Source organism: Cohnella sp. GCM10027633 (assembly GCF_042675445.1).
Classification (GTDB): Bacteria; Bacillota; Bacilli; order Paenibacillales; family Paenibacillaceae; genus Cohnella.
The window spans coordinates 124,155-146,918 of the sequence record NZ_JBHTGV010000003.1 but is presented as its reverse complement, the minus strand read 5'-3'; the positions used below and the strand labels follow the sequence as shown (position 1 = coordinate 146,918).

General features: G+C 60.1%; 24 protein-coding genes. 23 read left to right on the top strand and 1 reads right to left on the bottom strand.

The annotated features are described in order from the left end of the window. The first annotated feature begins 58 nt into the window (after positions 1 to 58). From fabG to ACFQZG_RS09655, 23 genes are all read left to right on the top strand, one after another. Entirely contained in the window at positions 59 to 805 is a 747-nt protein-coding gene (gene fabG / locus ACFQZG_RS09765; protein ID WP_378152554.1) for a 3-oxoacyl-[acyl-carrier-protein] reductase, read from the top strand. 157 nt (positions 806 to 962) lie between these two features. Next, entirely contained in the window at positions 963 to 1,196 is a 234-nt protein-coding gene (gene acpP, locus ACFQZG_RS09760; protein WP_378151863.1) for an acyl carrier protein, read from the top strand. Between the two features lie 102 nt (positions 1,197 to 1,298). Next, positions 1,299 to 2,537, top strand: coding sequence for a beta-ketoacyl-ACP synthase II (fabF, locus tag ACFQZG_RS09755; protein ID WP_378151861.1), 1,239 nt, complete (start codon positions 1,299 to 1,301; stop codon positions 2,535 to 2,537). Between the two features lie 105 nt (positions 2,538 to 2,642). Next, on the top strand, positions 2,643 to 3,356 hold the full coding sequence (gene rnc, locus ACFQZG_RS09750; RefSeq protein WP_378151859.1) for a ribonuclease III: 714 nt from the start codon (positions 2,643 to 2,645) through the stop codon (positions 3,354 to 3,356). A 395-nt stretch (positions 3,357 to 3,751) separates the two neighbouring features. Then, entirely contained in the window at positions 3,752 to 7,321 is a 3,570-nt protein-coding gene (gene smc, locus ACFQZG_RS09745) for a chromosome segregation protein SMC (protein ID WP_378151857.1), read from the top strand. Positions 7,322 to 7,359: 38 nt separating this feature from the next. Then, complete coding sequence (gene ftsY / locus ACFQZG_RS09740) at positions 7,360 to 8,364, top strand: signal recognition particle-docking protein FtsY (RefSeq protein ID WP_378151855.1); 1,005 nt, start codon at positions 7,360 to 7,362, stop codon at positions 8,362 to 8,364. A 370-nt stretch (positions 8,365 to 8,734) separates the two neighbouring features. Beyond that, complete coding sequence (ylxM, locus tag ACFQZG_RS09735) at positions 8,735 to 9,052, top strand: YlxM family DNA-binding protein (protein ID WP_378152552.1); 318 nt, start codon at positions 8,735 to 8,737, stop codon at positions 9,050 to 9,052. Between the two features lie 37 nt (positions 9,053 to 9,089). Continuing rightward, positions 9,090 to 10,472, top strand: coding sequence for a signal recognition particle protein (gene ffh / locus ACFQZG_RS09730; protein ID WP_378151853.1), 1,383 nt, complete (start codon positions 9,090 to 9,092; stop codon positions 10,470 to 10,472). 94 nt (positions 10,473 to 10,566) lie between these two features. Next, positions 10,567 to 10,839, top strand: coding sequence for a 30S ribosomal protein S16 (gene rpsP, locus ACFQZG_RS09725; protein ID WP_378151851.1), 273 nt, complete (start codon positions 10,567 to 10,569; stop codon positions 10,837 to 10,839). 26 nt (positions 10,840 to 10,865) lie between these two features. Further along, the gene (locus ACFQZG_RS09720) at positions 10,866 to 11,099 is read left to right on the top strand and encodes a KH domain-containing protein (RefSeq protein ID WP_256761457.1); all 234 of its coding nucleotides are present in this window, start codon (positions 10,866 to 10,868) and stop codon (positions 11,097 to 11,099) included. Positions 11,100 to 11,213: 114 nt separating this feature from the next. Beyond that, positions 11,214 to 11,735 carry a ribosome maturation factor RimM gene (gene rimM / locus ACFQZG_RS09715; protein WP_378151850.1) on the top strand — a complete coding sequence of 174 codons (522 nt, stop codon included), beginning with the start codon at positions 11,214 to 11,216 and terminating at the stop codon, positions 11,733 to 11,735. 3 nt (positions 11,736 to 11,738) lie between these two features. Further along, positions 11,739 to 12,512: a tRNA (guanosine(37)-N1)-methyltransferase TrmD gene (trmD, locus tag ACFQZG_RS09710; protein ID WP_378151848.1), complete on the top strand. Its 774-nt coding sequence runs from the start codon at positions 11,739 to 11,741 to the stop codon at positions 12,510 to 12,512. 149 nt (positions 12,513 to 12,661) lie between these two features. Beyond that, on the top strand, positions 12,662 to 13,006 hold the full coding sequence (rplS, locus tag ACFQZG_RS09705) for a 50S ribosomal protein L19 (protein ID WP_115990952.1): 345 nt from the start codon (positions 12,662 to 12,664) through the stop codon (positions 13,004 to 13,006). Positions 13,007 to 13,170: 164 nt separating this feature from the next. Further along, entirely contained in the window at positions 13,171 to 13,827 is a 657-nt protein-coding gene (gene lepB / locus ACFQZG_RS09700) for a signal peptidase I (protein WP_378152550.1), read from the top strand. Between the two features lie 47 nt (positions 13,828 to 13,874). Further along, positions 13,875 to 14,765 (top strand): ribosome biogenesis GTPase YlqF, encoded by an 891-nt coding sequence (ylqF, locus tag ACFQZG_RS09695; protein ID WP_378151845.1) that lies wholly within the window; start codon positions 13,875 to 13,877, stop codon positions 14,763 to 14,765. 140 nt (positions 14,766 to 14,905) lie between these two features. Continuing rightward, entirely contained in the window at positions 14,906 to 15,421 is a 516-nt protein-coding gene (locus ACFQZG_RS09690) for a thiol-disulfide oxidoreductase DCC family protein (RefSeq protein ID WP_378151843.1), read from the top strand. 31 nt (positions 15,422 to 15,452) lie between these two features. After that, positions 15,453 to 16,130 (top strand): ribonuclease HII, encoded by a 678-nt coding sequence (locus ACFQZG_RS09685; RefSeq protein ID WP_378151841.1) that lies wholly within the window; start codon positions 15,453 to 15,455, stop codon positions 16,128 to 16,130. 153 nt (positions 16,131 to 16,283) lie between these two features. Further along, the gene (locus ACFQZG_RS09680) at positions 16,284 to 18,155 is read left to right on the top strand and encodes a hypothetical protein (protein ID WP_378151839.1); all 1,872 of its coding nucleotides are present in this window, start codon (positions 16,284 to 16,286) and stop codon (positions 18,153 to 18,155) included. Beyond that, positions 18,152 to 18,448 carry an EscU/YscU/HrcU family type III secretion system export apparatus switch protein gene (locus tag ACFQZG_RS09675; protein ID WP_378151837.1) on the top strand — a complete coding sequence of 99 codons (297 nt, stop codon included), beginning with the start codon at positions 18,152 to 18,154 and terminating at the stop codon, positions 18,446 to 18,448. The genes ACFQZG_RS09680 and ACFQZG_RS09675 overlap by 4 nt, the downstream gene beginning before the upstream one ends. A gap of 49 nt (positions 18,449 to 18,497) precedes the next feature. Then, positions 18,498 to 18,908 carry a YraN family protein gene (locus ACFQZG_RS09670; RefSeq protein WP_378151835.1) on the top strand — a complete coding sequence of 137 codons (411 nt, stop codon included), beginning with the start codon at positions 18,498 to 18,500 and terminating at the stop codon, positions 18,906 to 18,908. 171 nt (positions 18,909 to 19,079) lie between these two features. Then, on the top strand, positions 19,080 to 20,141 hold the full coding sequence (gene hflK, locus ACFQZG_RS09665; protein WP_378151833.1) for an FtsH protease activity modulator HflK: 1,062 nt from the start codon (positions 19,080 to 19,082) through the stop codon (positions 20,139 to 20,141). Next, positions 20,138 to 21,004, top strand: coding sequence for a protease modulator HflC (gene hflC / locus ACFQZG_RS09660; protein ID WP_378151831.1), 867 nt, complete (start codon positions 20,138 to 20,140; stop codon positions 21,002 to 21,004). Before hflK ends, hflC begins: the two co-directional genes overlap by 4 nt. 40 nt (positions 21,005 to 21,044) lie before the next feature. Continuing rightward, a complete protein-coding gene (locus tag ACFQZG_RS09655; RefSeq protein WP_378151829.1) occupies positions 21,045 to 21,791 on the top strand; it encodes a GTP pyrophosphokinase in 747 nt (248 codons plus the stop codon). 48 nt (positions 21,792 to 21,839) lie between these two features. Here ACFQZG_RS09655 and ACFQZG_RS09650 read toward each other — a convergent pair whose 3' ends face one another. Then, complete coding sequence (locus ACFQZG_RS09650; protein ID WP_378152548.1) at positions 21,840 to 22,715, bottom strand: LysR family transcriptional regulator; 876 nt, start codon at positions 22,713 to 22,715, stop codon at positions 21,840 to 21,842. Positions 22,716 to 22,764 lie beyond the last annotated feature (49 nt).

Here is a 22,764-nt window from a genome sequence, read left to right as displayed (position 1 = left end):
GAAGCTAGGCCAGGCGCCGCGAGGCGACGATGGAGGAGAGGGTGAAGGGACGATGGCAATGTGGGACTTGAGCGGCAAGAGCGCGCTCGTCACCGGAGCTTCCCGCGGCATCGGCCGCGCGATCGCGATCGGGCTCGCGGAAGCGGGAGCGGACGTCGCGGTCAACTATTCCGGCAGCGAAGCGGCCGCGGCGGAAACCGTGAAGGCGATCGAAGCGCTCGGACGCAAGGCGATCATGATCAAGGCGAACGTCGGCAAGACGGCGGAATTCGAAGAGATGACGGCCAAGGCGCTCGAAGCGTTCGGCAAGCTGGACATTCTCGTGAATAACGCCGGCATTACCCGTGACAACCTAATCATGCGCATGAAGGAAGAAGATTTCGACGACGTCATCGAGACGAACCTCAAAGGCGTGTTCAACGGTCTGAAAGCCGTGACGCGGCCGATGATGAAGCAGCGTTCGGGACGCATCATCAACATTTCGTCCGTCGTCGGCGTGCTCGGCAACGCCGGGCAGGCGAACTACGTCGCCGCCAAAGCGGGCGTCATCGGATTGACGAAGTCCGCCGCCAAGGAGTTGGCATCGCGGGGCATTACCGTGAACGCCGTCGCGCCGGGCTTCATCGTGTCGGACATGACCGACAAGCTGCCGGAAGAGGCGAAGAACAAGATCGCGGGCGACATTCCGCTCGGCCGTCTCGGCCGTCCGGAGGATATCGCGGCCGCCGTCGTCTACTTGGCTTCTGACGCGGCATCGTACATGACCGGCCAGACGATACACGTCGACGGCGGAATGTATATGTAAGACGTAAGACTCACGGTTCCCGGAGGGGCGCGCAGGCGGTGTCGATGCGCGATAGCGTGGAGCTTGCTTTTGCCTTACGGTTCGCGCGGTTCAGCGCGAGAGCGTGCTGGCTTTTTGTCCATGTATCACTTATAATACGTTAAGGGAGGTGAACCGGATGTCCGATGTTTATGATCGCGTGAAACGCATCGTTATCGAACGCCTGGGTGTTGAAGAGGCGGAAGTAACCGCCGAAGCATCCTTCAAAGACGACTTAGGCGCTGACTCTCTCGATGTGGTAGAACTCGTAATGGAACTCGAAGACGAATTCGACTTGGAGATTTCAGACGAGGATGCAGAGAAGATCACAACGGTGGGAGAAGTCGTTAAATACATATCATCTCATGCGTAATGATCGATCGGGTCCCGTTATCCTAACGGGACTTCTCCACATTCAAGCGTCTATTCTCGTAAGCGAGTAGACGAGCGAAATACCCTGAAGAGGTGAATCTGTTTGAAGCACCGCGTCGTGGTTACCGGTATGGGAGTCGTTACGTCTCTCGGATCCGATTTACCAACGTTATGGAACAACCTATTAGCCGGCAAATCAGGCATTAGCCAGATTGAAGCTTTCGATACATCCGAATATACGACCAAAATCGCGGCGGAGATCAAGGATTTCGATCCGGCCGCCTATATCGACAAGAAAGAATTGCGCAAGATGGACCGGTTCGTCCAGTTCGGCGTCGCGGCCAGCAAAATGGCCGTCGAAGACGCGGGACTGCGCATCGGCGAGAACGCGGATCCCGAGAAAGTCGGCGTCGTCGTCGGCTCCGGCATCGGCGGACTCGGCACTTGGGAAGACCAGCATACGATTCTCATGAACAAAGGCCCTCGCCGAGTTAGCCCGTTCTTCATTCCGATGATGATCGCGAACATGGCCAGCGGCCAGATCTCGATGATTACCGGCGCGAAAGGACCGAATACGGCTGCCGTATCGGCTTGCGCGACGGGCACTCACTCGATCGGCGACTCGTTCAAGATGATTCAGCGCGGCGACGCCGACGTCATGATCTGCGGCGGCGCGGAAGCGACGATCCGTCCGATCGGCATGGCGGGCTTCTGCTCGATGAGAGCGATGAGCACGCGCAACGAAGAGCCCGAGAAAGCAAGCCGCCCGTTCGACATCGACCGCGACGGTTTCGTCATGGGCGAAGGCTCCGGCGTCATGGTGCTCGAGTCGCTCGAGCACGCCAATGCGCGCGGCGCGCGCATCTATGCCGAAGTAATCGGTTACGGCATGAGCGGCGACGCTTACGACATGGTCGAGCCGGATCCGGAAGGCGCGGCGCGCAGCATGAACAAAGCGCTCAAGGACGCGGGCATCGCGCCCGAGGAGATCGATTATATTAACGCGCACGGCACGTCGACGCCCGTCGGAGACAAATCCGAGACGACGGCGATCAAGAAAGTGTTCGGCGAACACGCTTACAAGTTGGCGGTCAGCTCGACGAAGTCGATGACCGGTCATTTGCTCGGCGCTGCGGGCGGCGTAGAAGCCGTCATCGTCGGTTTGACGCTGCAGAACGGCGTCATCCCGCCGACCGCGAACTTGGACAATCAAGATCCGGAGCTGGATCTCGATTTCGTTCCGAACGTGCCTCGCGAAGCCGACGTCAAGATCGCGCTGTCGAACTCTTTCGGTTTCGGCGGACACAACGCGACGATCATCTTGCGTAAATACGAAGACTAGTTGTACAACGAGCGCGTGAACGTCGACGCAGGCGGCTTATGCCGTCTGCGTCGGTTTTGTTTTACGCCGCTTGCTTCACGGAAGTAACGTACGCGAGGTGACGACATGAGCGAAAGTATAGACAGATTGCAGGAACGGACGAAGATTACGTTCGGCGATGTCGCGTTGCTGAAGCAAGCGTTCACGCACACGTCCTACGTGAACGAACAACGGGGCGCGCGATTGCCGGACAACGAGAGGCTGGAATTTCTCGGCGACGCGGTGCTGCAGCTAACCGTGTCCGAATATTTGTATCGCCGCTATCCGGATCGTCCGGAAGGGGAGCTTACGAAGCTGCGGGCCAGCATCGTCTGCGAACCGTCGCTTGTCCGTTTTGCCGAGGCGCTCGATTTCGGGCAAGTCGTGCTGCTCGGCAAAGGGGAGGAGCAAACGGGCGGCCGCACGCGGCCGTCGCTCTTGGCGGACGCGTTCGAAGCGTTCGTCGGAGCGCTGTACTTGGATCAGGGACTCGTTGCCGTTCGCAAGTTTCTGGAGAGCCACTTGTTCTCGCAGTTGCCGGAAGACGGGGAAGCGCCGCGCAAGGACTACAAGACGGAGCTTCAGGAGAAGGTGCAGCAGCTGGCGATGGGGCCGCTCGATTACCGGATCGTCGAGGAGCGGGGACCGGCGCACGACCGCGAGTTCGTCGCCGTCGTCTTCATCGGCAAGCAGCGGCTAGGCAAGGGTTCCGGTCGCTCGAAGAAGGAAGCGGAGCAACAAGCGGCTTCCCAAGCGATGCGGCAGGTGCTTCGGCAGCCCGCGCCGGGCGAAGTCGAGTGAAGGTACGCGGCGAAACCGCGCTCTTTCGCGCAAACGGGCGACGCAGAGCGCACTAACACGATAAAACCGCGTTATTTCACCGAAACACGCCCCGCGAAGCGCAGTAACACGATAAAACCGCGCTATTTCGCCGAAACTCGTGCCATGGAGCGCAGTAACACGATAAAACCGCGCTATTTCGCCGAAACACGCCCCGCGAAGCGCAGTAACACGATAAAACCTCGTTATTTCACTGAAACACGTCACACGGAGTGTAGTAACACGGTAAAACCGCGCTATTTCGCCGAAACGGGTGCCGTGGAGAGCAGTAACACGATAAAACCGCGTTATTACCGGCGCAACCGCCGGCGAGGCAAGATCATGGACCGACCGACTCGAGAGGAGTAATTATCCTTATGTTTTTGAAAAGAATCGAGCTGACCGGGTTTAAGTCGTTCGCGGACCGGACGGAGCTGGAGTTCGTGCGCGGCATTACGGCCGTCGTCGGACCGAACGGAAGCGGCAAGAGCAACATCTCCGACGGCATCCGCTGGGTGCTCGGCGAACAGAGCGCCAAGTCTCTTCGCGGCGGCAACATGCAGGACGTTATTTTCGCGGGCAGCGATTCTCGGAAGGCGGTTAACTTCGGCGAAGTGTCGCTGACGCTGGACAACGCCGACAAGGGGCTCCCTCTCGACTTCAGCGAAGTAACCGTCACGCGTCGTGTGCACCGGAACGGGGAAAGCGAATATCTCATCAACAAGCAGCCGTGCCGTCTGAAGGACATCACCGAGCTGTTCATGGACACGGGGATCGGCAGGGAAGCCTATTCGATCATCGGACAAGGACGCATCGAGGAAATTCTCAGCACGCGTTCGGAAGACCGCCGCGGCATCTTCGAGGAAGCTTCGGGCATCGTCAAGTACAAGAGCCGCAAGAAGGAAGCGCAGAAGAAGCTCGAAGATACCGAGAACAACCTGCTGCGTATCCACGACCTCGTGAGCGAGCTGGACGGACAGATCGAACCGCTCAAGGAGCAATCGGCGAAGGCGGAAACGTATAAGCTGCTGAAGGAAGACTTGAAGAACAAGGAAATCGCGCTCTATGTTCACCAGATCGAGGGCGTGCACTCTTCATGGACGCAAACGAACGAACGGCTGGCGTCGCTCCGCGAGGAGCAGACGGCGTTGTCGACGTTCGTGAGCAAGCACGACGCGCTGCTCGAGGAAGAGCGGCTCGCGCTTCAGCGCTCGGAGGAAGTGTTGGCGAAGCTGCAGGACGAGCTGCTCCATTGCTCCGAAGAGACCGAGAAGTCCGAAGGTTACGGCGAGTTGCTCGGGGAACGCAAGGCGAACCTGGAGCGCAATCGCGAAGGGCTCGCCCAGTCGATCGCGTCGGCTTCCGAGCGTCATGCGGAAGCGACCGCGGAAGCCGCGGCATTCAAAGCCAAGCGCGACGCGCTGGACGCGGAGCTGGCCGGGCTGCAAGCAAGGCTGGCGTCCGAGGAAGAGAAGCTGGCGCTTGCCGACGGCAGCACGGAAGCCGAAGAGAAGCTGAAGGCGGAGTTGTTCGATACGCTGAACGCGATGGCGCAAGCGCGTAACGACATTCGTTACGGCGAAGGCCAGCGCGAAGTGCTAGAGCGCAGAATGGCGCGCATCGCCGAGGACGAAGCGAGACTGGCGGAGCAGCATGCGGGACTTCTCGCGAAGCGAGTCGGGCTCGACGAGCGGTTCGCGGCCGTATCCGCGGCGCTCGAGCAAGTGCGCGACCGGTACGTCTCCGAAGGCGCCCGGTCGGCCGAGCTGCAACGGAAAGTCGACGAAGCGCAAGCGGCCGTCCGCCGTTTCGACCAGAAACGCGAGGCGCTCGTCTCCCGCCGCGATACGATCAAGGAGCTGCAGGACGACTACGACGGCTTCCAGCACGGCGTTCGCGAAGTGCTGAAGGCGTCCAAGCGAGGCAACCTGCACGGCGTGCACGGCGCGGTGGCGGAGCTCGTCAGCGTTCCCGCGCATTTGGAGACGGCAATCGAGACGGCGCTCGGCGGCGCGTTGCAGCACATCGTCATGGAAGACGAGAAGTGCTCCCGCGCGGCCATCGCCCACTTGAAGCAACGGCAATCGGGACGCGCGACGTTCCTGCCGCTCGACGTCATCCGTCCGCGGACGTTGCCGGATAGCGACCGCCGCCAGCTGGAACAGCTGGAAGGCTTCATCGGCGTCGCTTCGGAACTCGTCGGCTCGGAGCCGCAATACGCCGCGATCGTCGGCAGCATGCTCGGCAACGTGCTCATCTCCGAGACGCTGGAGCAAGCGAACCGAATCGCCTCGCGCCTGCAATACCGGTACCGCGTCGTTACGCGGGAAGGCGACGTCGTTAATGCGGGCGGCTCCATGACGGGTGGCAGCCAGCAGAAGAAATCGTCGAGCTTGCTCGGTCGCCAGCGTCAGCTGGACGACTTGGCTCGCGAGATCGCGGACACCGAAGCCGCGCATCGCACCGCGAGAGCGGAAGTCGACGACTTGAAGAAGGAGATCGCGCAAGTCTCGCAAAATATCGAGCAATTAAGGGAGCAAGGCGAGAAGGAGCGGCTTAACGAGCAGCAAGTCGGCGCGGAGCGGTCGCAACTGAAGAGCGAAGAGCGGCAGCTCGAGGAGCAGCAAGCCGCGTTCGCAGGCGAGAAAGCCGCGTTCGACGCCGAAGCCCGCAATCTGTCGTCCACCCGCGAGGAAGCGGACGCCAGGTTGGCCGCGCTCGTCCTCGAGGAAGAACAGATTCAGGCGCGCATTCGCGAGGCGGAGGAGCTGCGCAAGCGCAGCGCGAGCGCGAAGGAAGAGCTGCAATCGTCGCTGACCGATCTGAAGATCTCGATCGCGCGTCTCGAGCAGGATCGCGGCGCGATCGAAGAGCAATCGGCGCGCGGACGTTCAGAGCTCTCGCGGTTGTCCGCGGAGCTGAAGCAACTGCAAGAGGCGCTCGCGGGCAACGCGGAGGAGTCGGCACGCAACGAAGAGCAGCTCGTCCAGCAGAAGGAACGCCTGAACGAGCTTCGCATCGAGAAGAAGCGGCTGACCGAGACGATCGATCTGGGCCGCGCGGACCGCGCGGACAAGCATCGCGAGCTCGAGCGCAAAGAGAGCGAGACGAAGGACCAGCGCTCGAAATTGCGGACGGTCGAGGAAGGGCTGCGTCAAGCCGAGATCGCGGTCAACCGGATGGACGTCGAGCTCGACAACTTGCTGCGCAAGCTGACCGAGGAGTACGAGATCGGCTTCGAGCTCGCGAAGGAGAGATATCCGGTTCCCGAGGACGTCGTGTCGACCCAGCACGAGGTGCGCGACATGAAGCGCAAGATCGCGTCGCTCGGCGACGTCAATCTCGGCGCGATCGAGGAGTACAAGCGCGTGTTCGAGCGCTATCAGTTCCTATCCGAGCAAGAGAACGACTTGATCGAGGCGAAGACGAAGCTGCATGGCATTATCCGAGAGATGGACGAAGAGATGTCGAAGCGGTTCCTGACGACGTTCTCCGAGATTCGCAAGCATTTCGTCGTCGTGTTCTCCCGGATGTTCGGCGGCGGACGCGCGGATCTCGTGCTCGCCGAGCCGGATAAGCCGCTCGATACCGGCATCGACATCGTCGCGCAGCCTCCGGGCAAGAAGCTGCAGAACCTGCAGCTGCTATCCGGCGGCGAACGCGCCCTGACGGCGATCGCGCTGCTGTTCGCGATACTGAACGTGAAGCCTGTACCGTTCTGCGTGCTCGACGAAGTCGAAGCCGCGCTCGACGAAGCGAACGTATCGCGCTACGCGCAATACATGCGGGAGTTCTCGGATTCGACGCAGTTCATCGTCGTTACCCACCGCAAAGGGACGATGGAAGAAGCCGACGTGCTGTACGGCGTCACGATGGAAGAAGGCGGCGTATCGAAGCTCGTGTCCGTAAGGCTCGAGGATACCGAGGAAATGACCGCCACGGCATAACGCCGACGAATTGAACGACGGGTTGGAGGAAACAAGCGATGAGTTTTTTTAAAAGGCTGAAGGAAGCGATCTCTTCCAAGACGGAAGCGGTGACGAGCAAGTTCATCGGCGGTCTCGCGAAGACTCGCGACGCGTTCGGTAAAGTCGCCGAGCTGTTCTCGCGCCGCCAGAAGATCGACGAAGCGTTCTTCGAGGAATTGGAAGAGATCCTGATCGGCGCAGACGTCGGCGTGAACACGGTCATGGCGCTCATCGACGAGCTGCGGGACGAAGTGAAGAAGCGGAAAATCGAAAATCCGGCGGAGCTGCAGCCGATCTTGTCGGAGAAGCTGGTCGACATGCTGCGCGGAGGCGGGGAAGACGCCGGGTTGCGCGGCAATCCGAACGGCATTACCGTCATCCTGTTCGTCGGCGTGAACGGCGTCGGCAAGACGACGACGATCGGCAAGCTGGCATGGCGTTACAAGCAGGAAGGCAAGCAGGTGCTGCTGGCCGCGGGCGACACGTTCCGCGCGGGCGCGATCGAGCAGCTCGAAGTATGGGGCGAGCGCGTCGGCGTCGACGTCATTAAGCAACATTCGGGCTCCGACCCGGCCGCGGTCATGTTCGACGCGGTTCAGGCGGCGAAGCAGCGGAACGTCGACGTGCTTATCTGCGACACGGCCGGACGTCTCCAGAACAAGTCGAACCTGATGGAAGAGCTGGCGAAGATTCACCGCGTCATCCAGCGGGAAATTCCCGGCGCGCCTCACGAGACGCTGCTCGTGCTCGACGCGGCGACCGGCCAGAACGCGCTCTCGCAGGCGAAGCTGTTCGGCGAGAAGAGCGGCGTCACGGGCCTCGTATTGACGAAACTGGACGGCACCGCGAAAGGCGGCATCGTCATCGCGATCCGCAACGAGATGTCGCTGCCCGTCAAGTTCGTCGGTCTCGGCGAGAAGATGGACGACCTGCAGGAGTTCGACGCCGAGCAGTTCGTGCACGCGCTGTTCGCCGGGCTCGTCCAAGGCGACGCGGCGGGCGGGGAAGAGAAAGCCGAATAAGCGGCCTTTGATAGGAACATAGAAGAAGATACCGAACGTGCCGTAGGCGCGCTCGGTATCTTTTTTTAGCGGAAGTACGCGTTATCGGGGGGTGTCACTTATGGTCACTATCCCTTTACGTCAGAAGCTGCTGGAATTCGCATAAGCGTTACGATCCCGCCTGACGCGAAGGGATAGTGACGATAACACCGGTGCCGGCGAGCAATCGAATCGTCATCCTTGCGATGTTAAGGAAAACACCTTGACATCCTTTTGGCGTTTGCGTATGATTAAGAACGTGGTTGGGCTGTAAAGGTATTTGCCTTGACTGGCAATAACGAAAGGGGCAGCCGACGTGCACGGACAGAACGCGCTGGAGAAGACGAACCGCATGAACGTGCTGTTCGATTTTTACGGACCGTTATTGACGGAGAAGCAGCAGACGTTCCTGAAATGTTACTTCCAAGACGATTACTCGCTCGGCGAGATCGCCGCGGACTTCGACATTAGCCGCCAAGCGGTGTACGAGCATCTGAAGCGGGCGGAGCAAGCGTTGGAGGATTACGAATCGAAGCTGGGGCTAGCCGCCAGGCACGATCAACTCCAAGCCGGGCTCGACAAGCTCGAGCGACAGATAACCGGACTGCAGCCGCAAGCCCGCGAGGACATTCAACAAACGATCAATATGCTCAGGAGAGCAGAAGCATAGGCAAGGCAAGTATCCGTTCCGAAGGGGGGATGGGAATATGGCGTTCGAAGGATTATCAACGAGACTCCAGAACGTATTCGGCAAGCTGAAGGGCCGAGGCAAGGTCACGGAGGACGACGTTAACGAAGCGATGCGAGAAGTTCGCTTGGCGCTTCTCGAAGCGGACGTGAACTTCAAGGTCGTCAAAGATTTCATCGCCAAGGTGAAGGAGCGCGCGATCGGCCAAGAAGTGGTGAAGAGCTTCACCCCGGGCATGGTCATCATCGACATCGTCAACAAAGAGCTGACCGAGCTCATGGGCGGCGAACAAGCGAAGCTCGCGAAGGCGAACAAGCCTCCCACGGTTATCCTGATGGCCGGTCTGCAGGGCGCGGGCAAGACGACCCTGACAGGCAAGCTGGCGAAGTTGCTGCAATCGCAGAAGCATAAGCCGCTCCTCGTAGCGGGCGACATCTACCGTCCGGCGGCGATCAAGCAGCTCGAGGTGCTCGGCGGGCAAATCCAAGTGCCGGTATTCACGCTCGGCGATCAGGTTAGCCCGGTCGAGATCGCGAAGCAAGGCGTGCAGCGCGCGAAGGACGAAGGCCACGATTACGTGATCATCGATACGGCGGGCCGCCTGCAGATCGACGAAGATCTCATGCAGGAGATCAAGGATATTCATGCGGCCGTCGATCCCGACGAAGTGCTCCTCGTCGTCGACGCGATGACCGGTCAAGAGGCGGTCAACGTCGCGAAGAGCTTCCACGAGCAGCTCGCTCTCACCGGCGTCGTGCTGACGAAGCTCGACGGCGACACGCGCGGCGGCGCCGCGCTGTCGGTCAAGGCCGTCACCGGATGCCCGATCAAGTTTGCTTCCACGGGCGAGAAGATCGACCAGCTCGAGGCGTTCCATCCCGACCGGATGGCTTCGCGGATTCTCGGCATGGGCGACATGCTGTCGCTCATCGAGAAGGCGCAGACGAACATCGACGCGGACAAAGCGAAGGAACTCGAGCGCAAGATGCGCACGGCGGAATTCAGCTTCTACGACTTCCTCGAGCAGATGGAGCAGGTACGCAACCTCGGTCCGCTCGAGCAGCTTCTCGATATGATGCCCGGCATGGGCAAGCTGAAGAGCAATCCGAACTTCAAGATCGACGAGAAGCAGATCAAGCGCACGGAAGCGATCGCGAAGTCGATGACGCACGCCGAGAAGCTCAAGCCCGACATCATCAACTTCAGCCGACGCAAGCGGATCGCCGCCGGCAGCGGCACGACCGTCGCCGACGTCAACCGTCTGCTGAAGCAATTCGAGGACATGAAGAAGATGATGAAGCAATTTTCCGGCATGATGGGCCCGAACGGCAAGCCGAAAGGCGGCATGGGCGCGCTGAAGAATATGTTCGGCGGCAAGAATAAACCGAGATTCCCGTTCTAACCAAGCATAGAATCGATTCCCCATTTTATTTCATCAAGGGCGAGTTAGTTCGAGCCTGACGAAGATTCACTATATCAAGGAGGTGAAAGTTAACATGGCAGTTCGTATCCGTCTGAAACGTATGGGCGCTCACAAAGCTCCTGTATACCGCGTAGTCGTATCCGATTCCCGTTCGCCGCGCGATGGCCGCTTCATCGAAGAGATCGGTTTGTACAACCCGGTCGCTGCGCCAGCGCAAGTGCAAATCGACGAGGAAAAAGCGCTTAAATGGCTGCAAAACGGCGCGCAAGCGTCCGATACCGTTCGCAACCTGCTGAGCAAAGCCGGCGTCATGAAGAAATTCCACGAATCCAAGCTCCAGAAGTAATCGTCCTAATACCGGAGGGTTGAACCATGGAACAATTGATTCGGGTCATCGCCCGAGCACTCGTGGATCATCCGGAAGACGTGCAAATTCAGGTCAAGGAAGACGCGAGAGGCCTGGTGTACGAGCTTTCCGTTCATCCCGACGATGTCGGCAAAGTAATCGGCAAGCAGGGGCGGATCGCGAAAGCGGTACGCACGGTCGTCTCTTCCGCCGCCGTTAAGGAGCGGAAGCGCGTCATCGTGGATATTGTTTCTGAATAACGGCGGAACCGGGCGCAGCGATGCGGTCCGGTTCTTTTTTTTTCGATTTGCGGGAATAACGGGCGTACGCTATGATAAAAGCTGAAGTTTTTTTCCCGAAAGGAGCTGCTTCCATTGTCGGAAGAGCGCTTGCTGAACGTCGGCAAAATCGTCAACACGCACGGCATCCGCGGCGAAGTGAAAGTATGGCCGCAGACGGACTTCCCGGAGGTACGATTCAAGCCGGGCACCAAGCTTATGCTTCATCCGCCGGAATCCGGCGATCCCCTCGGCGTCGAGGTCGTCTCCTCGCGCGAGCAGAAAAAAATGTACGTGCTAAAGCTTAAAGGCTTCGACGATATTAACGTGGTCGAAAAGTACAAAGGCTGGGAGCTTAAAGTGTCCGAAGCCGACCGGGTTCCGCTCGAAGAGGGCGAATATTACGTTCGCGACATCATCGGCTGCGAGGTCGTCACCGAGGACGGCGAGACGCTCGGCACGATTACGGACACGATGTCGCCCGGAGCGAACGACATCTGGGTCGTCAAGATGGCGAAGGGCAAGGAGTTGCTGCTTCCGGTCATCGACGACGTCGTGCTGGACGTGGACATCTCCGCGCGCAAAGTGAAAGTGCATCTGATGGAAGGGCTGCTGTAACGAATGCGTATCGACGTATTGACGTTATTCCCGGAGATGTTCGTCGGCGTGTTCGGGACGAGCATTCTGGGCAAGGCGCGGGACAAGGGCATCGTGTCGCTGAACACGGTGAATTTCCGCGATTTCTCGAACAATAAGCATAACACCGTAGACGATATGCCTTACGGCGGCGGCGGAGGCATGGTGCTGAAGGCGGAACCGATCTTCGGCGCCGCGGAGCACGTCGTGGCGGAACGATCGGCTTCGGGCGAAGGCGATGCGGCCAAACCGCCTCGCATCATCCTCATGTGCCCCCAGGGCGAGCCGCTGTCGCAGCGCAAAGCGCGCGAGCTGTCCGAAGAAGACCATCTGATCTTCGTCTGCGGCCATTACGAAGGGTATGACGAGCGTATCCGCGAGCATCTCGTGACGGACGAGCTGTCGATCGGCGATTACGTGCTGACGGGCGGCGAGCTGCCGGCGATGGTCGTCATCGACGCGGTCGTACGTCTGCTTCCTGGCGTCCTCGGCAACGAGACCTCGGCCGTTACCGATTCGTTCAGTGACGGGTTGCTCGAATATCCGCACTATACGCGACCCGCGGAGTTTCGCGGATGGAAGGTGCCCGATGCGCTGCTATCCGGCCACCATGCGGAGATCGGGAAGTGGCGCCGGCGGCAATCGCTGTCGCGCACGCTCGCGCGACGACCGGAGCTGCTCGACGCGGCAGAGCTGACGGCGGAGGAACGACGCTGGCTGGAAGCGGAACGAGCCCGCGCGGAAGCGGACGGCGAATAAACTTCAGGTTGTTTTTTGGCCTCGTTTATGATAGAATTTCAAATGTTGTTCTGTTTGTTACGTAGGACGGTCCTCTGCACGCCATGATCCGAATGAGAGCATTCGGGGAGCGGGGTACGAACGTCTGTTATGGAAGGAGTGAAGACCCCATGAGTAACCTTATTCAAGCGATCACGCAAGAGCAGCTTCGCAAAGACGTGCCTAACTTCCGTCCTGGCGATACGCTGAAAGTACACGTGAAAGTCGTCGAGGGTTCCCGTGAGCGCGTCCAGCTGTTCGAAGGCGTTGTAATCAAACGTCGCGGCGGCGGAATCAGCGAAACTTTCACGGTCCGCAAGATCTCTTACGGCGTCGGCGTCGAACGTGCTTTCCCGGTACATTCCCCGCGTCTCGAGAAGATCGAAGTGGCTCGCCGCGGTAAAGTTCGCCGCGCGAAACTGTACTACCTGCGCAACCTGCGCGGTAAAGCAGCGCGTATCAAAGAAATTCGATAATGGCGTCAAAGGGGGGCTTGGCGATGTTCAAGTCTCCCTTTTTGCATTTTCTTCTAGAAGAATCGAGGCGATAACGAATGGATCAGCACAATGCCAAACCGGACGAGCAGGCCACGCAACCGGGCCAATCATCGGACAACGATCCGGCGTCGTCGCAGCGTCCGATGATCTCGATCGACGAAAGGACGGAAGGGCCGGAGACGGGAAGCGACGCGGACAACGCGGGCGCGCCGACGAAGCCCGGCAACGCCAAGGCGAGCAACGAAATTTTCGAATGGATCAAAGCGCTGGCGATCGCCGGCTTGCTCGTGTTCGTCATTCGTTGGTTCCTGGTCAGCCCGTTCATCGTGGACGGACCGTCGATGCAGCCGAACTTCAAGGATCGGGAGCGCATTATCGTCAACAAAATCATATACGACATTCGCAAGCCGAAGCGCGGCGAGGTTATCGTGTTCCACGTGCCTGAAGAAGGCCGCGACTTCATCAAGCGCGTCATCGGAGTGCCGGGAGATACGGTCAAGGTGGCGGGCGATACGATCTACATAAACGGTCAGCCGATTGAGGAATCCTATCTCGAAGAGGCATATGAGACCGAACATGCGCAGAATCAGTTATACAACCGAGACAAGCCGAACAGCAACTTCCCGAACAACTCGTACCCGGACGGCAAAGTGCCGGAAGGCACGCTATTCGTCATGGGAGACAATCGCTCGAACAGCGAAGACAGCCGCATGATCGGATATATTCCGATGGACCGCATCGTCGGACGCGCGGATCTCGTGTTCTGGCCGCTCGGGGATTTCCACTTCGTTAAGCACTAAGCGGGAATCGGGAGCTCGGACATTACGCAATCGAACGGGGAATCAAGATGACGATACAATGGTTTCCGGGTCATATGACCCGGGCCAAACGTCAAATCGAAGAAAAGCTCAAATTGATCGACGTCGTCATGGAGCTGCTGGACGCGCGCATTCCGCAAGCGAGCCGCAACCCGATGATCGACGAGATTACGGGCTCGAAGCCGAGACTTATTCTGCTGAACAAAGCGGACTTGGCCGATCCCGAGAAGACGGTTGAATGGAGCCGGTATTTCCGGGATAGAGGCCATGCGACGCTGGCGATCGACGCGAATTCCGGCACGGGAGTGAAGGAAATCGCGGGAAAAGCGAAGGAGCTGCTTCGCGAGAAGATCCAGCGACAGATCGATAAGGGCATGAAGCCGAGACCGCTTCGCGCGCTGATCGTCGGCATTCCGAACGTCGGCAAGTCCACGCTCATCAACCGCATCGCGGGCCGCAACATCGCGATCACGGGCGACCGTCCGGGCGTCACGAAAGGCCAGCAATGGATCAAAACCGGAGGAGAGCTGGAGCTGCTTGATACGCCGGGTATTCTCTGGCCGAAATTCGACGATCCGATCGCCGGATTCCGCTTGGCCGCCACGGGCGCGATCAAAGAAGACGTGCTCCATATCGACGAGGTAGCGTGTTTCGTGCTGCGGGACCTTGTCGCGAATTACGGCTCTGTGCTGTCGGAACGTTACGGTCTTACCGACCTGCCGTCGCAGTTGCCCGACATGCAGTCCGCGGTCGACGTGCTCGAGCAGATCGGGCGCCGCAGAGGCTGTCTGACGGGCGGCGGCCATGTCGATTACGAGAAAGCCTCGGGCATGCTGCTGCGCGATTTGCGAGCGGGCAAACTAGGCCGGATGACGCTGGAATTGCCGGACGACGAGCCGGGTTCTGCACCGGGAAACTAGATTCAGATTCGATGGACCGTCGGGCGACGCGTGATGACGCGTTGGCCCGGCGGTTTTTTATTTTCGTTCGCGGAAGGGGCGAAAGTCGTCGAGGAAGCCGGCTGAGCGTGGTACAATGAGACGTAAGGGCGGTGATCGGCATGGAGATTTACAGTGCTGGAGCGCAGGGCAATGACGTGGGCAGAGTGAATGGCAAAAGTAAGGTAGGCGCGAAGAGCCATGACAACGCAAGCCATGACATCACCGGCGTCATCGTGCTGATCGACGGGGATTGCGGCATGTGCAACAAGTTATCGCAATGGATTATCGCGCGAGACGCTGCCGGGACGTTCCGGTTCGCGTCGCTGCAATCGCCCGTAGGGAAGCGCCTGCTCCGGGAGGGCGGGTTGTCCGAGGAAGGCTTGAGTACGTTCGTCTTGATCGAAGAGGGACGTTATTATACGAAGTCGACGGCGGCGCTGCGCGTCGCGCGCAAGCTGGGCGGGAAGTGGCGGTTGCTGTACGGGTTGAGGGCGGTACCGAGAAGGTTGCGGGACGCGGCATACGATTATGTCGCGAGGCGGCGGTACCGCTGGTTCGGACAGGCGGATAGCTGTCCGTTGCCGACGGCGCAGCTGCGCGCAAGGTTCCTCGATTCGGGTGCGCAAGAGTCTTAAGCAAGGTTACGGGAGCGGGAGGAACGGGACGTTGGGAAGAACAAGGAAAGCAGAAGATCGGATCGAGGCTAACGGCGCGGAAGAAACGCCGATTAATCGGCTCGCGTTCGAGTCGGAGTTGTGGGCGCAAGGGCTTACGGCGGTTGTCGGCGTGGACGAGGTCGGAAGAGGCTGCTTGTTCGGGGACGTCGTGGCGGCCGCGGTCATCTTGCCCGTCGGGCTCGTGCTCGAGGACGTGAACGATTCGAAGCAGCTCAGCGAGAAGAAAAGGGACATGCTGTACGACCGGATCGTCGCGGAAGCAATCGCCTGGTCGGCGGCGCGAATCGAAGCGTCCGTCATCGACGAGATCAACATCCGGCAAGCGTCGCGTCTGGCGATGAAGCGCGCGGTCTTGGGACTCGGCGTCGCGCCGGAGCACTTGCTCGTCGACGCGGAGACGGTGGAGATGGACGTGCCGCAGACGGCGATTATTAAGGGCGACGCGCTCAGCCAATCGATAGCGGCGGCATCGATCATCGCCAAGGTGACGAGAGATCGGCTATGCACGGACGTATGGGAGCAGTTGTATCCGGGTTACGGCATCGCGGGCCATAAAGGCTACGCGACGAAGACGCACCGCGAAGCGATCGCGGCGCTTGGTCCGACGCCGCTGCATAGAAGAAGCTTCCTCGGGAACATTCTCGCGGAGCAGCAGGTGTTGTTCTAGGGCGGGGGAGAGCGTCGGGTGAAGGATCGCGAGATGGTTCCAAGGTAACGAGGGAACGGTCGCGAATGAAGGATGAGAGATTGTTCATTCATCTCTCTTCGGGCGAATGCCGATACATAGAGGTATAGGAACGTTGCTGCGGGAGGAATCGGCATGAGCATGAACATCGGATTGATCGCCCGGGCGCTGCTCGGCGACGCGCAGCCGTCGGCGGATAATGCCCGCGCGCTCGAGCTGCGGATCGGCCAAATCGTGCGCGGCGTCCTGCTGGAGCTGCTGGACAACCAAGAGGGCTTGCTGAATATTAACGGCATGCAGGTGCGCGCCAAGTTGGAGGGCGAGATGCCGGTCGGCCGCAGCATGCTGCTTCAGGTGCAGCCGGGTTCCGGCGGAGGATTGCCGATGCTGAAGACGTTGGCGGACGCGACCGACGCGATGCCTGACGAGGTGCTCAAGGATGCGCTCAAGTCGTTCGGGTTCGCCGAACCGAAGGCGGGAATGGAAGTGCTGCGCGGGTTGAAGCGCGACGGCTATCCGATCTCGAAGGAGACGGCGTCTTACTTCAATAACGCGATGGGCATGAAGCCGGCCGGCGTCGACGCGCAGTCGTGGATGGGGGCGGCGGACGTGGCGTTCCGGCGCGGCTTGCAGCCGACGGAGACGACGCTTGCCTCGCTGAGGCAGGCGTTGTTCGGGCAGCCGCTTGGCGAAGGACTGGCGGAGCTGGAGACGGCGGTCGCCAAATGGCTGAGCGGCGAAGGCGGACCGAAGGCCGGCGCGGCCGGCAAAGACGCAGTCGCTATCGGCCAGCGGCTGCAGCAACTGCTCGCGCAAGGCGCGGCGCTCGTCGCCGAAGGCGAAGCGCAGCTGTCCGGCGAGGCGAAGCCCGCCGCCGGCCAAGGCGAGCCTGCGCCGAGCCGCGCGGCAGCGGCTGCGGCAGAGCTCGCGCGCCCGGTCGGCGGCAATGCCCCGGCCGGCGCGAACGCGGACGCGTCCCGGGCATCCGCCGGGGCCGCGCAAGGGCAGGCCGCCGCAAGCTCGGCGGCCGAAGAAGATGGCGCGCGCGCAGCGGCTCCGCGCGCCGACAACGCTCGCGCGGCGGACGCTACAGGCGTCGCCGCGCCGCGGCAGAGCGCGGCGGGCGTTGCGGCGGATGCCGCCCGCCCGCAAGCGGCGGCGCTGCCGCAGGCAGCGCCGGAGGGCGCGCCGCGCGGCGATGCGGTGCGCGCTCTGGCCGCGGGGGCGGACGAGCCCCGCGGCAACGCGCCTGCGCCGGCCGGAGCGCAGCCGGCTGCGCCCAAACTAGAAGCGGCGTGGATCGGCCGCTTCCTGCAATGGCTCGGCGCCGGGCACGAGCATAAGCTGCTGCACGACGCCGGAACGGGCGCCGGCGCGCCGCCATTTCCGGGCGCGGACAGTTCCTCGCCCGGGCAAGAGCCGCGGCCGGCCGCGGATTCGCTCAAGAGCGCGCTACTCGCCCTCGCGACGCGCGAGGACGCGCCTCCGGCGCTGCGGGAGGCGGCGCAGAATCTGGCCAACCAGGTGACCGGCCAGCAACTGCTGCTCACGTCCGATCGCAACCCGAACGCGCCGCTCAGCCATATGACGATGTTCGTGCCGATGAAGAACGGCGACGGGGAGACGACGGCTACGGTTCATGTCCAGTCGCGCCGCAATCGTCGCGGGGAGTGGGACGCGGACAACTGCAGGCTGCTGTTCGATCTGCGCATGCGCCATCTCGGAGACACGGTCGTCGACGTTCAGGTCGTCGACAAGATCGTCTCCCTGAGGCTGCTATGCGACCATCCGGGCTTGTCCGGCATGATCGAGCAAGCGAGGGACGAGCTGAGCGCGGGGATGGCCGACGCGGGCTTCCAGCTCTCTTCGTTCACGACTTCGCCGCTGCCGGAGTGGAGATCCGGATCGGGCTCGGATACATCCGGAGGCGCAGCGGCGCCGGAACGGGCCGCTCCGGCTGGCGCTTACGCGGCGAAGCCTTACAAGGGAGTTGACTTCCGCGCATGAACGATCAGAGCGCGCAGCAGAGAACGCTGCCCAAGAAAGCGGTCGCCCTCAAGTACATGCCCGAACAGCGCACCGCCCCCGTCATCGTCGCCAAGGGGCAGGGCGTCATCGCGGACGAGATCCTGCGACGCGCGCAAGAGAACGGCGTCCCGATTCAGGAAGATTCGTCTCTCGTCGAGGTACTGTCCAAGCTCGATCTCGAACAGGAAATTCCGCCGGAGCTGTATAAGCTCGTCGCCGAAGTGCTCAGCTTCGTCTACCGTTCCGATAAGAAGGCGTCATCTCGAGATTAAGCTATTACACGCACTTACCGATTACGACGAACGCGAGGAGGCGGGAGAGATGAACGAACGGGAACCATCTTCGCGCGCCAGACATGCTCGGTCCTCGGTCGATCGCGCGGCGGTAGGACGCATGGGCGAAGCCGCGGCCGCGGATTACCTGACGCGGCTCGGCTATCGCATGCTCGAGAGGAATTGGCGCTGCCGCTTCGGGGAGATCGATCTGATCGCAGACGACGGCGGTACGCTCGTGTTCGTGGAAGTGCGTTCGCGCACGAATCCGACTCGCTTCGGCACCGCCATCGAGGCCATTACCGATCGGAAGCGCCGTCAAGTCCGGGAAGTCGCCGCGTACTACTTGATGAAGCGCCAAGCCGGGAAGGATACGTCAGTCCGCTGCGACGCGGTGGCCGTTACTTTTCGTTCGGACGGCACCGTAAGCGATTTGAAGCACGTTCCGGGTGCTTTTTAGCGCTGCCCGATCGACTTTCCCTCTCCCTAAGACCCCCATTCCCCGCGACATTATCCGACAATTCTCCTACTCGTTTTCCGAACCGAATGAAACCGAATCGCCCGCAATTCCGTATGAACCATCGTAGGCAATGGTAATCGTTTCTATCTTACGAAGGAGGCAATTCATCGCATGGATGTGATCGACATCGGTCGTAAGCCCCAAAGACCGAATCAAGTGGAAATTCCGCCCGGCTTGATCAAGAAAATCTTGATCGGCGTCGGAGCGCTCGTTCTCGTGCTGCTCGGGTATTCGTCGTTCTACACGGTGCAGGAGCAAGAGAGGGCCGCGATACTCACTTTCGGCAAGTACACGGAGGAGACGACGGCAGGCTTGCACTTCAAATGGCCTTATCCGATTCAGCAAGTCGTGAAGGTGCCCGCCGAGCTGACGCAGGTCATTACGATCGGCTACACCCAACGCGGCGATATCGTGACCCCGAACGAGCAGGAGGCGCTCATGATTACGGGCGACGAGAATATCGTCTCCGCCGACGCCGTCGTGCAGTGGAAGATCAGCAACATCCGCGATTACTTGTACAACATCGACAATCCGGAGCAGTTCCTGCGCAACGCCGCGAGCTCCTCGATCCGTTCCGTCATCGGCTCCACGAAGCTCGACTACGCGATCACGGACGGCAAGACGGAAATTCAGGAGAAGGTGCGCGAGCTGCTTATCGAGTTGCAAAATAAGTACAACACCGGCATGCAGATCGTCGGCGTCAAGTTCCAAGACATCGAGCCGCCGGACGGTCTCGTATCCGACGCGTTCCGCGAAGTCACGAACGCCCGCGAGGAGAAGAACACGAAGATCAACAACGCGTCCAAGTACGAGAACGACCGTATTCCGAAGGCTCGCGGCGAAGCGCAAGCGCAGCTCGAGAACGCGGAAGCGTTGAAGAAATCCCGGATTCTGAACGCGCAGGGCGACGTCGCGCAGTTCAACGCCATCTATTCCGAATACGCGAAGAACCCCGAAGTTACCGAAAGCCGGTTAATCATCGAGACGCTGGAGAAAATATTGCCGAAAGCCAAAATTTTCATCTCCGATTCGAGCGGCGACACGGTTAAATATTTGCCGATCAACGAGCTGCTGCGCGGTACGGGAACGTCCGCTCCTAACGCGAACGCGCCGGCCGGCGCGTCCGGCGCTTCGACGCCGACGGGCACGGCGCAAGGAGGGACTGCGAAATGAACAAACGCGGCATTCTAACGATCGTTGGCGTAATCGTGCTGGCGATTCTCGGCTTCGCGTCGATGTACATCGTCAAGGAAGGCGAATACAAAGTCGTCCTGAAGTTCGGAGAAGCGGTCAGAGTCACGGAGAATCCGGGCCTGCACTTCAAGCTTCCGTTTATCGAGAGCGTATCGGTGCTTCCGAAAAACCAAATGATGTACAGAAGCCAAGAAACGCAAATACTGACCAAAGACAAGAAGCCGATCATCGTGGACAACTACACGGTATGGCGCATCGAAGATCCGGAGCAGTTCCTCAAGACCGCCAAGTCGGTCAGCGCGGGCATGCAGCGGATCGACGAAACGGTGTACAACGCCGTTCGCGCGAAGCTACCTTCGATTAACTACGAGGACATCATTAGCGAGAACACCGAGCGGGGCAACCTGAACGACGAGATTACGCGGGAAGTCGCGGAGACGCTGCGCGGCGACAATTACGGCATCGAAGTCATCGACGTTCGCATCAAGCGGACCGATCTTCCGGAAGCGAACAAGGAGAGCGTCTATAACCGGATGATCTCCGAGCGCCAATCGATCGCCGCCCGTTACTTGTCCGAAGGCGACGAGGAATCCCGCAAAGTCACTTCGAAGGCCGACCGCCAAGCGACGGAGCTCATCGCGCAGGCCGAAGCCGACGCGAAGAAGATTATCGCCGAAGGCGAGCAGGAAGCCGCCAAAATCTATAACGAATCGTACGGCAAAGATCCTGCGTTCTACAGCTTCTACCGGACGCTTCAAAGCTACGTCACGACGCTGAACAACGAACCGGTCATCTTGCTGCCGATCGACTCGCCGTATACGAGAATACTGCTAGGCCAATAAGCTTGGAAGCAAAGGGTGATTCCATCTGAACAATTCCATCATGCCGCTTGAACAGCTGAAGCGCTTCAAAGACGAAATCACCCGGTTCATGATGATGTACAAATTCGCGCTCGACTCGTTCGAGACGAAGATCGAAATCCTGAAGGAAGAGTTCCAGTTCCTTCACGACTACAATCCGATCGAGCATACGAAGACGCGGCTGAAGTCGCCCGAGAGCATCTTGAACAAAATCAGCCGCAAAGGCTGCGAGATCAGCCTGCCGAGCATTCGAGAGAGCATTAAGGATATCGCCGGACTTCGCATCACGTGCTCGTTCGTATCCGACATCTATCGGATCAGCGACATGCTGCAACGGCAAAGCGACCTGAAGATCGTCGAGATCAAGGACTACATCCTGCATCCGAAGCCGAACGGCTATCAAAGCTTGCATATGCTCGTCGAAGTGCCCGTCTACATGTCCGACCGGAGCGAGAACGTCTGCGTCGAAGTGCAGATTCGGACGATCGCGATGGATTTCTGGGCGAGCCTGGAGCACAAAATCTTCTACAAGTACAACGAATCCGTGCCGCCGCGGTTGCTTCAGGAGCTTAAGGAAGCGGCAGATTCCGCCGCGGCTCTCGACAAACGGATGGAGCGCTTGCACAAGGAGATCGAGGAGATCAAGGAGAGCCGGAACGACGCCGCGGAGGACGGAACGGTCATCAGCGTCCGCAACGAGCAATTCGCGATTCCGGCGGCTCTGCTCGAATTGATCGACGTCGGTGGAAACGGCAAGAACGAAGAGTAATCGAATCGAAGAGAAGGCGACGGAGCAAGCTCCGTCGCCTTTTTGTTGTCATTCAATCGTTGCCATGAACTGCCGTGCGGCTTTGGAGAGCGGCATGTTGCGGAGCGTCATGAATCCGACCTGCGAAGGAGGCACCTTCACGTCGAGCTCTATCTCGAACAACGCGCCGGTCTCCAACGACTTCGCGGCGAATTCGCGCGTAACGAAGGAGATGCCGAGACCTTTGCGTGCGAATTCGAGGAGCAGATCGACGCTGCCGACTTCGATCTGCGCCGTGAGCTCCAGGCCGTGGTCCCGGAACAACTCCGTTATCGCCGTTCTGGCGCGGCTGTTGCGGGAGAACAGAATGATCGGGTGCGCGAGCAGTTGTTCCATCGATAAGCGGCGGTTCGTCAAATGCGAGAATTGAGGTCCGGCGACGAAGCAATCTTGCAGCTCTATCCCTGGCTTCACTTCGACTTGCGGGTCGGCCAGCGGAAGCCGGACGACGCCGAGGTCGATCGCGCCTTCCTTCAGCGATGCGATCAGCTCCGGCGTCGTGCCGTGCACGAGACGGATCGCGATGCCGGGATGCTCCGAGCGGTAAGCTTCCAAATACGGGAGCAAGTAATGTTTGAACAGCGAATCGCTGCCTCCGATCCGCAGCTCGCCGCTCTCGAGATTGCTCAATTCGGCCATCTTGTCCTCGGCCAGCGCGATGAACGTGTGCGCCTGCTCGATGTAGGCGTACAACACGGCGCCTTCCTGGGTGAGCGCGACGCCTTTGGCGTTGCGGTAGAACAGCGTCGCGCCCAGACTCGTCTCGAGCTGCTTGATCGCGTGGCTGACGCTAGGCTGGGTGAGGTAGAGTAAACGTGCCGCTTGCGTCAGGCTGCCGGTCTTGGCGGCTAAGTAAAAGACTTTATATAGTTCATAGTTAATCATAGACACGATTAATGACTCCTAGTCGATATATTGATTTCATGTATGTCAT

What these genes read in the sequence shown, in the direction of transcription:
- fabG (WP_378152554.1), top strand. Translation starts at nt 59, where the DNA reads ATGTGGGACTTGAGCGGCAAGAGCGCGCTCGTCACCGGAGCTTCCCGC.
- acpP (WP_378151863.1), top strand. Translation starts at nt 963, where the DNA reads ATGTCCGATGTTTATGATCGCGTGAAACGCATCGTTATCGAACGCCTG.
- rnc (WP_378151859.1), top strand. Translation starts at nt 2,643, where the DNA reads ATGAGCGAAAGTATAGACAGATTGCAGGAACGGACGAAGATTACGTTC.
- smc (WP_378151857.1), top strand. Translation starts at nt 3,752, where the DNA reads ATGTTTTTGAAAAGAATCGAGCTGACCGGGTTTAAGTCGTTCGCGGAC.
- ftsY (WP_378151855.1), top strand. Translation starts at nt 7,360, where the DNA reads ATGAGTTTTTTTAAAAGGCTGAAGGAAGCGATCTCTTCCAAGACGGAA.
- ylxM (WP_378152552.1), top strand. Translation starts at nt 8,735, where the DNA reads ATGAACGTGCTGTTCGATTTTTACGGACCGTTATTGACGGAGAAGCAG.
- ffh (WP_378151853.1), top strand. Translation starts at nt 9,090, where the DNA reads ATGGCGTTCGAAGGATTATCAACGAGACTCCAGAACGTATTCGGCAAG.
- rpsP (WP_378151851.1), top strand. Translation starts at nt 10,567, where the DNA reads ATGGCAGTTCGTATCCGTCTGAAACGTATGGGCGCTCACAAAGCTCCT.
- ACFQZG_RS09720 (WP_256761457.1), top strand. Translation starts at nt 10,866, where the DNA reads ATGGAACAATTGATTCGGGTCATCGCCCGAGCACTCGTGGATCATCCG.
- trmD (WP_378151848.1), top strand. Translation starts at nt 11,739, where the DNA reads ATGCGTATCGACGTATTGACGTTATTCCCGGAGATGTTCGTCGGCGTG.
- rplS (WP_115990952.1), top strand. Translation starts at nt 12,662, where the DNA reads ATGAGTAACCTTATTCAAGCGATCACGCAAGAGCAGCTTCGCAAAGAC.
- lepB (WP_378152550.1), top strand. Translation starts at nt 13,171, where the DNA reads ATGATCTCGATCGACGAAAGGACGGAAGGGCCGGAGACGGGAAGCGAC.
- ylqF (WP_378151845.1), top strand. Translation starts at nt 13,875, where the DNA reads ATGACGATACAATGGTTTCCGGGTCATATGACCCGGGCCAAACGTCAA.
- ACFQZG_RS09690 (WP_378151843.1), top strand. Translation starts at nt 14,906, where the DNA reads ATGGAGATTTACAGTGCTGGAGCGCAGGGCAATGACGTGGGCAGAGTG.
- ACFQZG_RS09680 (WP_378151839.1), top strand. Translation starts at nt 16,284, where the DNA reads ATGAGCATGAACATCGGATTGATCGCCCGGGCGCTGCTCGGCGACGCG.
- ACFQZG_RS09675 (WP_378151837.1), top strand. Translation starts at nt 18,152, where the DNA reads ATGAACGATCAGAGCGCGCAGCAGAGAACGCTGCCCAAGAAAGCGGTC.
- ACFQZG_RS09670 (WP_378151835.1), top strand. Translation starts at nt 18,498, where the DNA reads ATGAACGAACGGGAACCATCTTCGCGCGCCAGACATGCTCGGTCCTCG.
- hflK (WP_378151833.1), top strand. Translation starts at nt 19,080, where the DNA reads ATGGATGTGATCGACATCGGTCGTAAGCCCCAAAGACCGAATCAAGTG.
- hflC (WP_378151831.1), top strand. Translation starts at nt 20,138, where the DNA reads ATGAACAAACGCGGCATTCTAACGATCGTTGGCGTAATCGTGCTGGCG.
- ACFQZG_RS09655 (WP_378151829.1), top strand. Translation starts at nt 21,045, where the DNA reads ATGCCGCTTGAACAGCTGAAGCGCTTCAAAGACGAAATCACCCGGTTC.
- ACFQZG_RS09650 (WP_378152548.1), bottom strand. Translation starts at nt 22,715, where the DNA reads ATGATTAACTATGAACTATATAAAGTCTTTTACTTAGCCGCCAAGACC.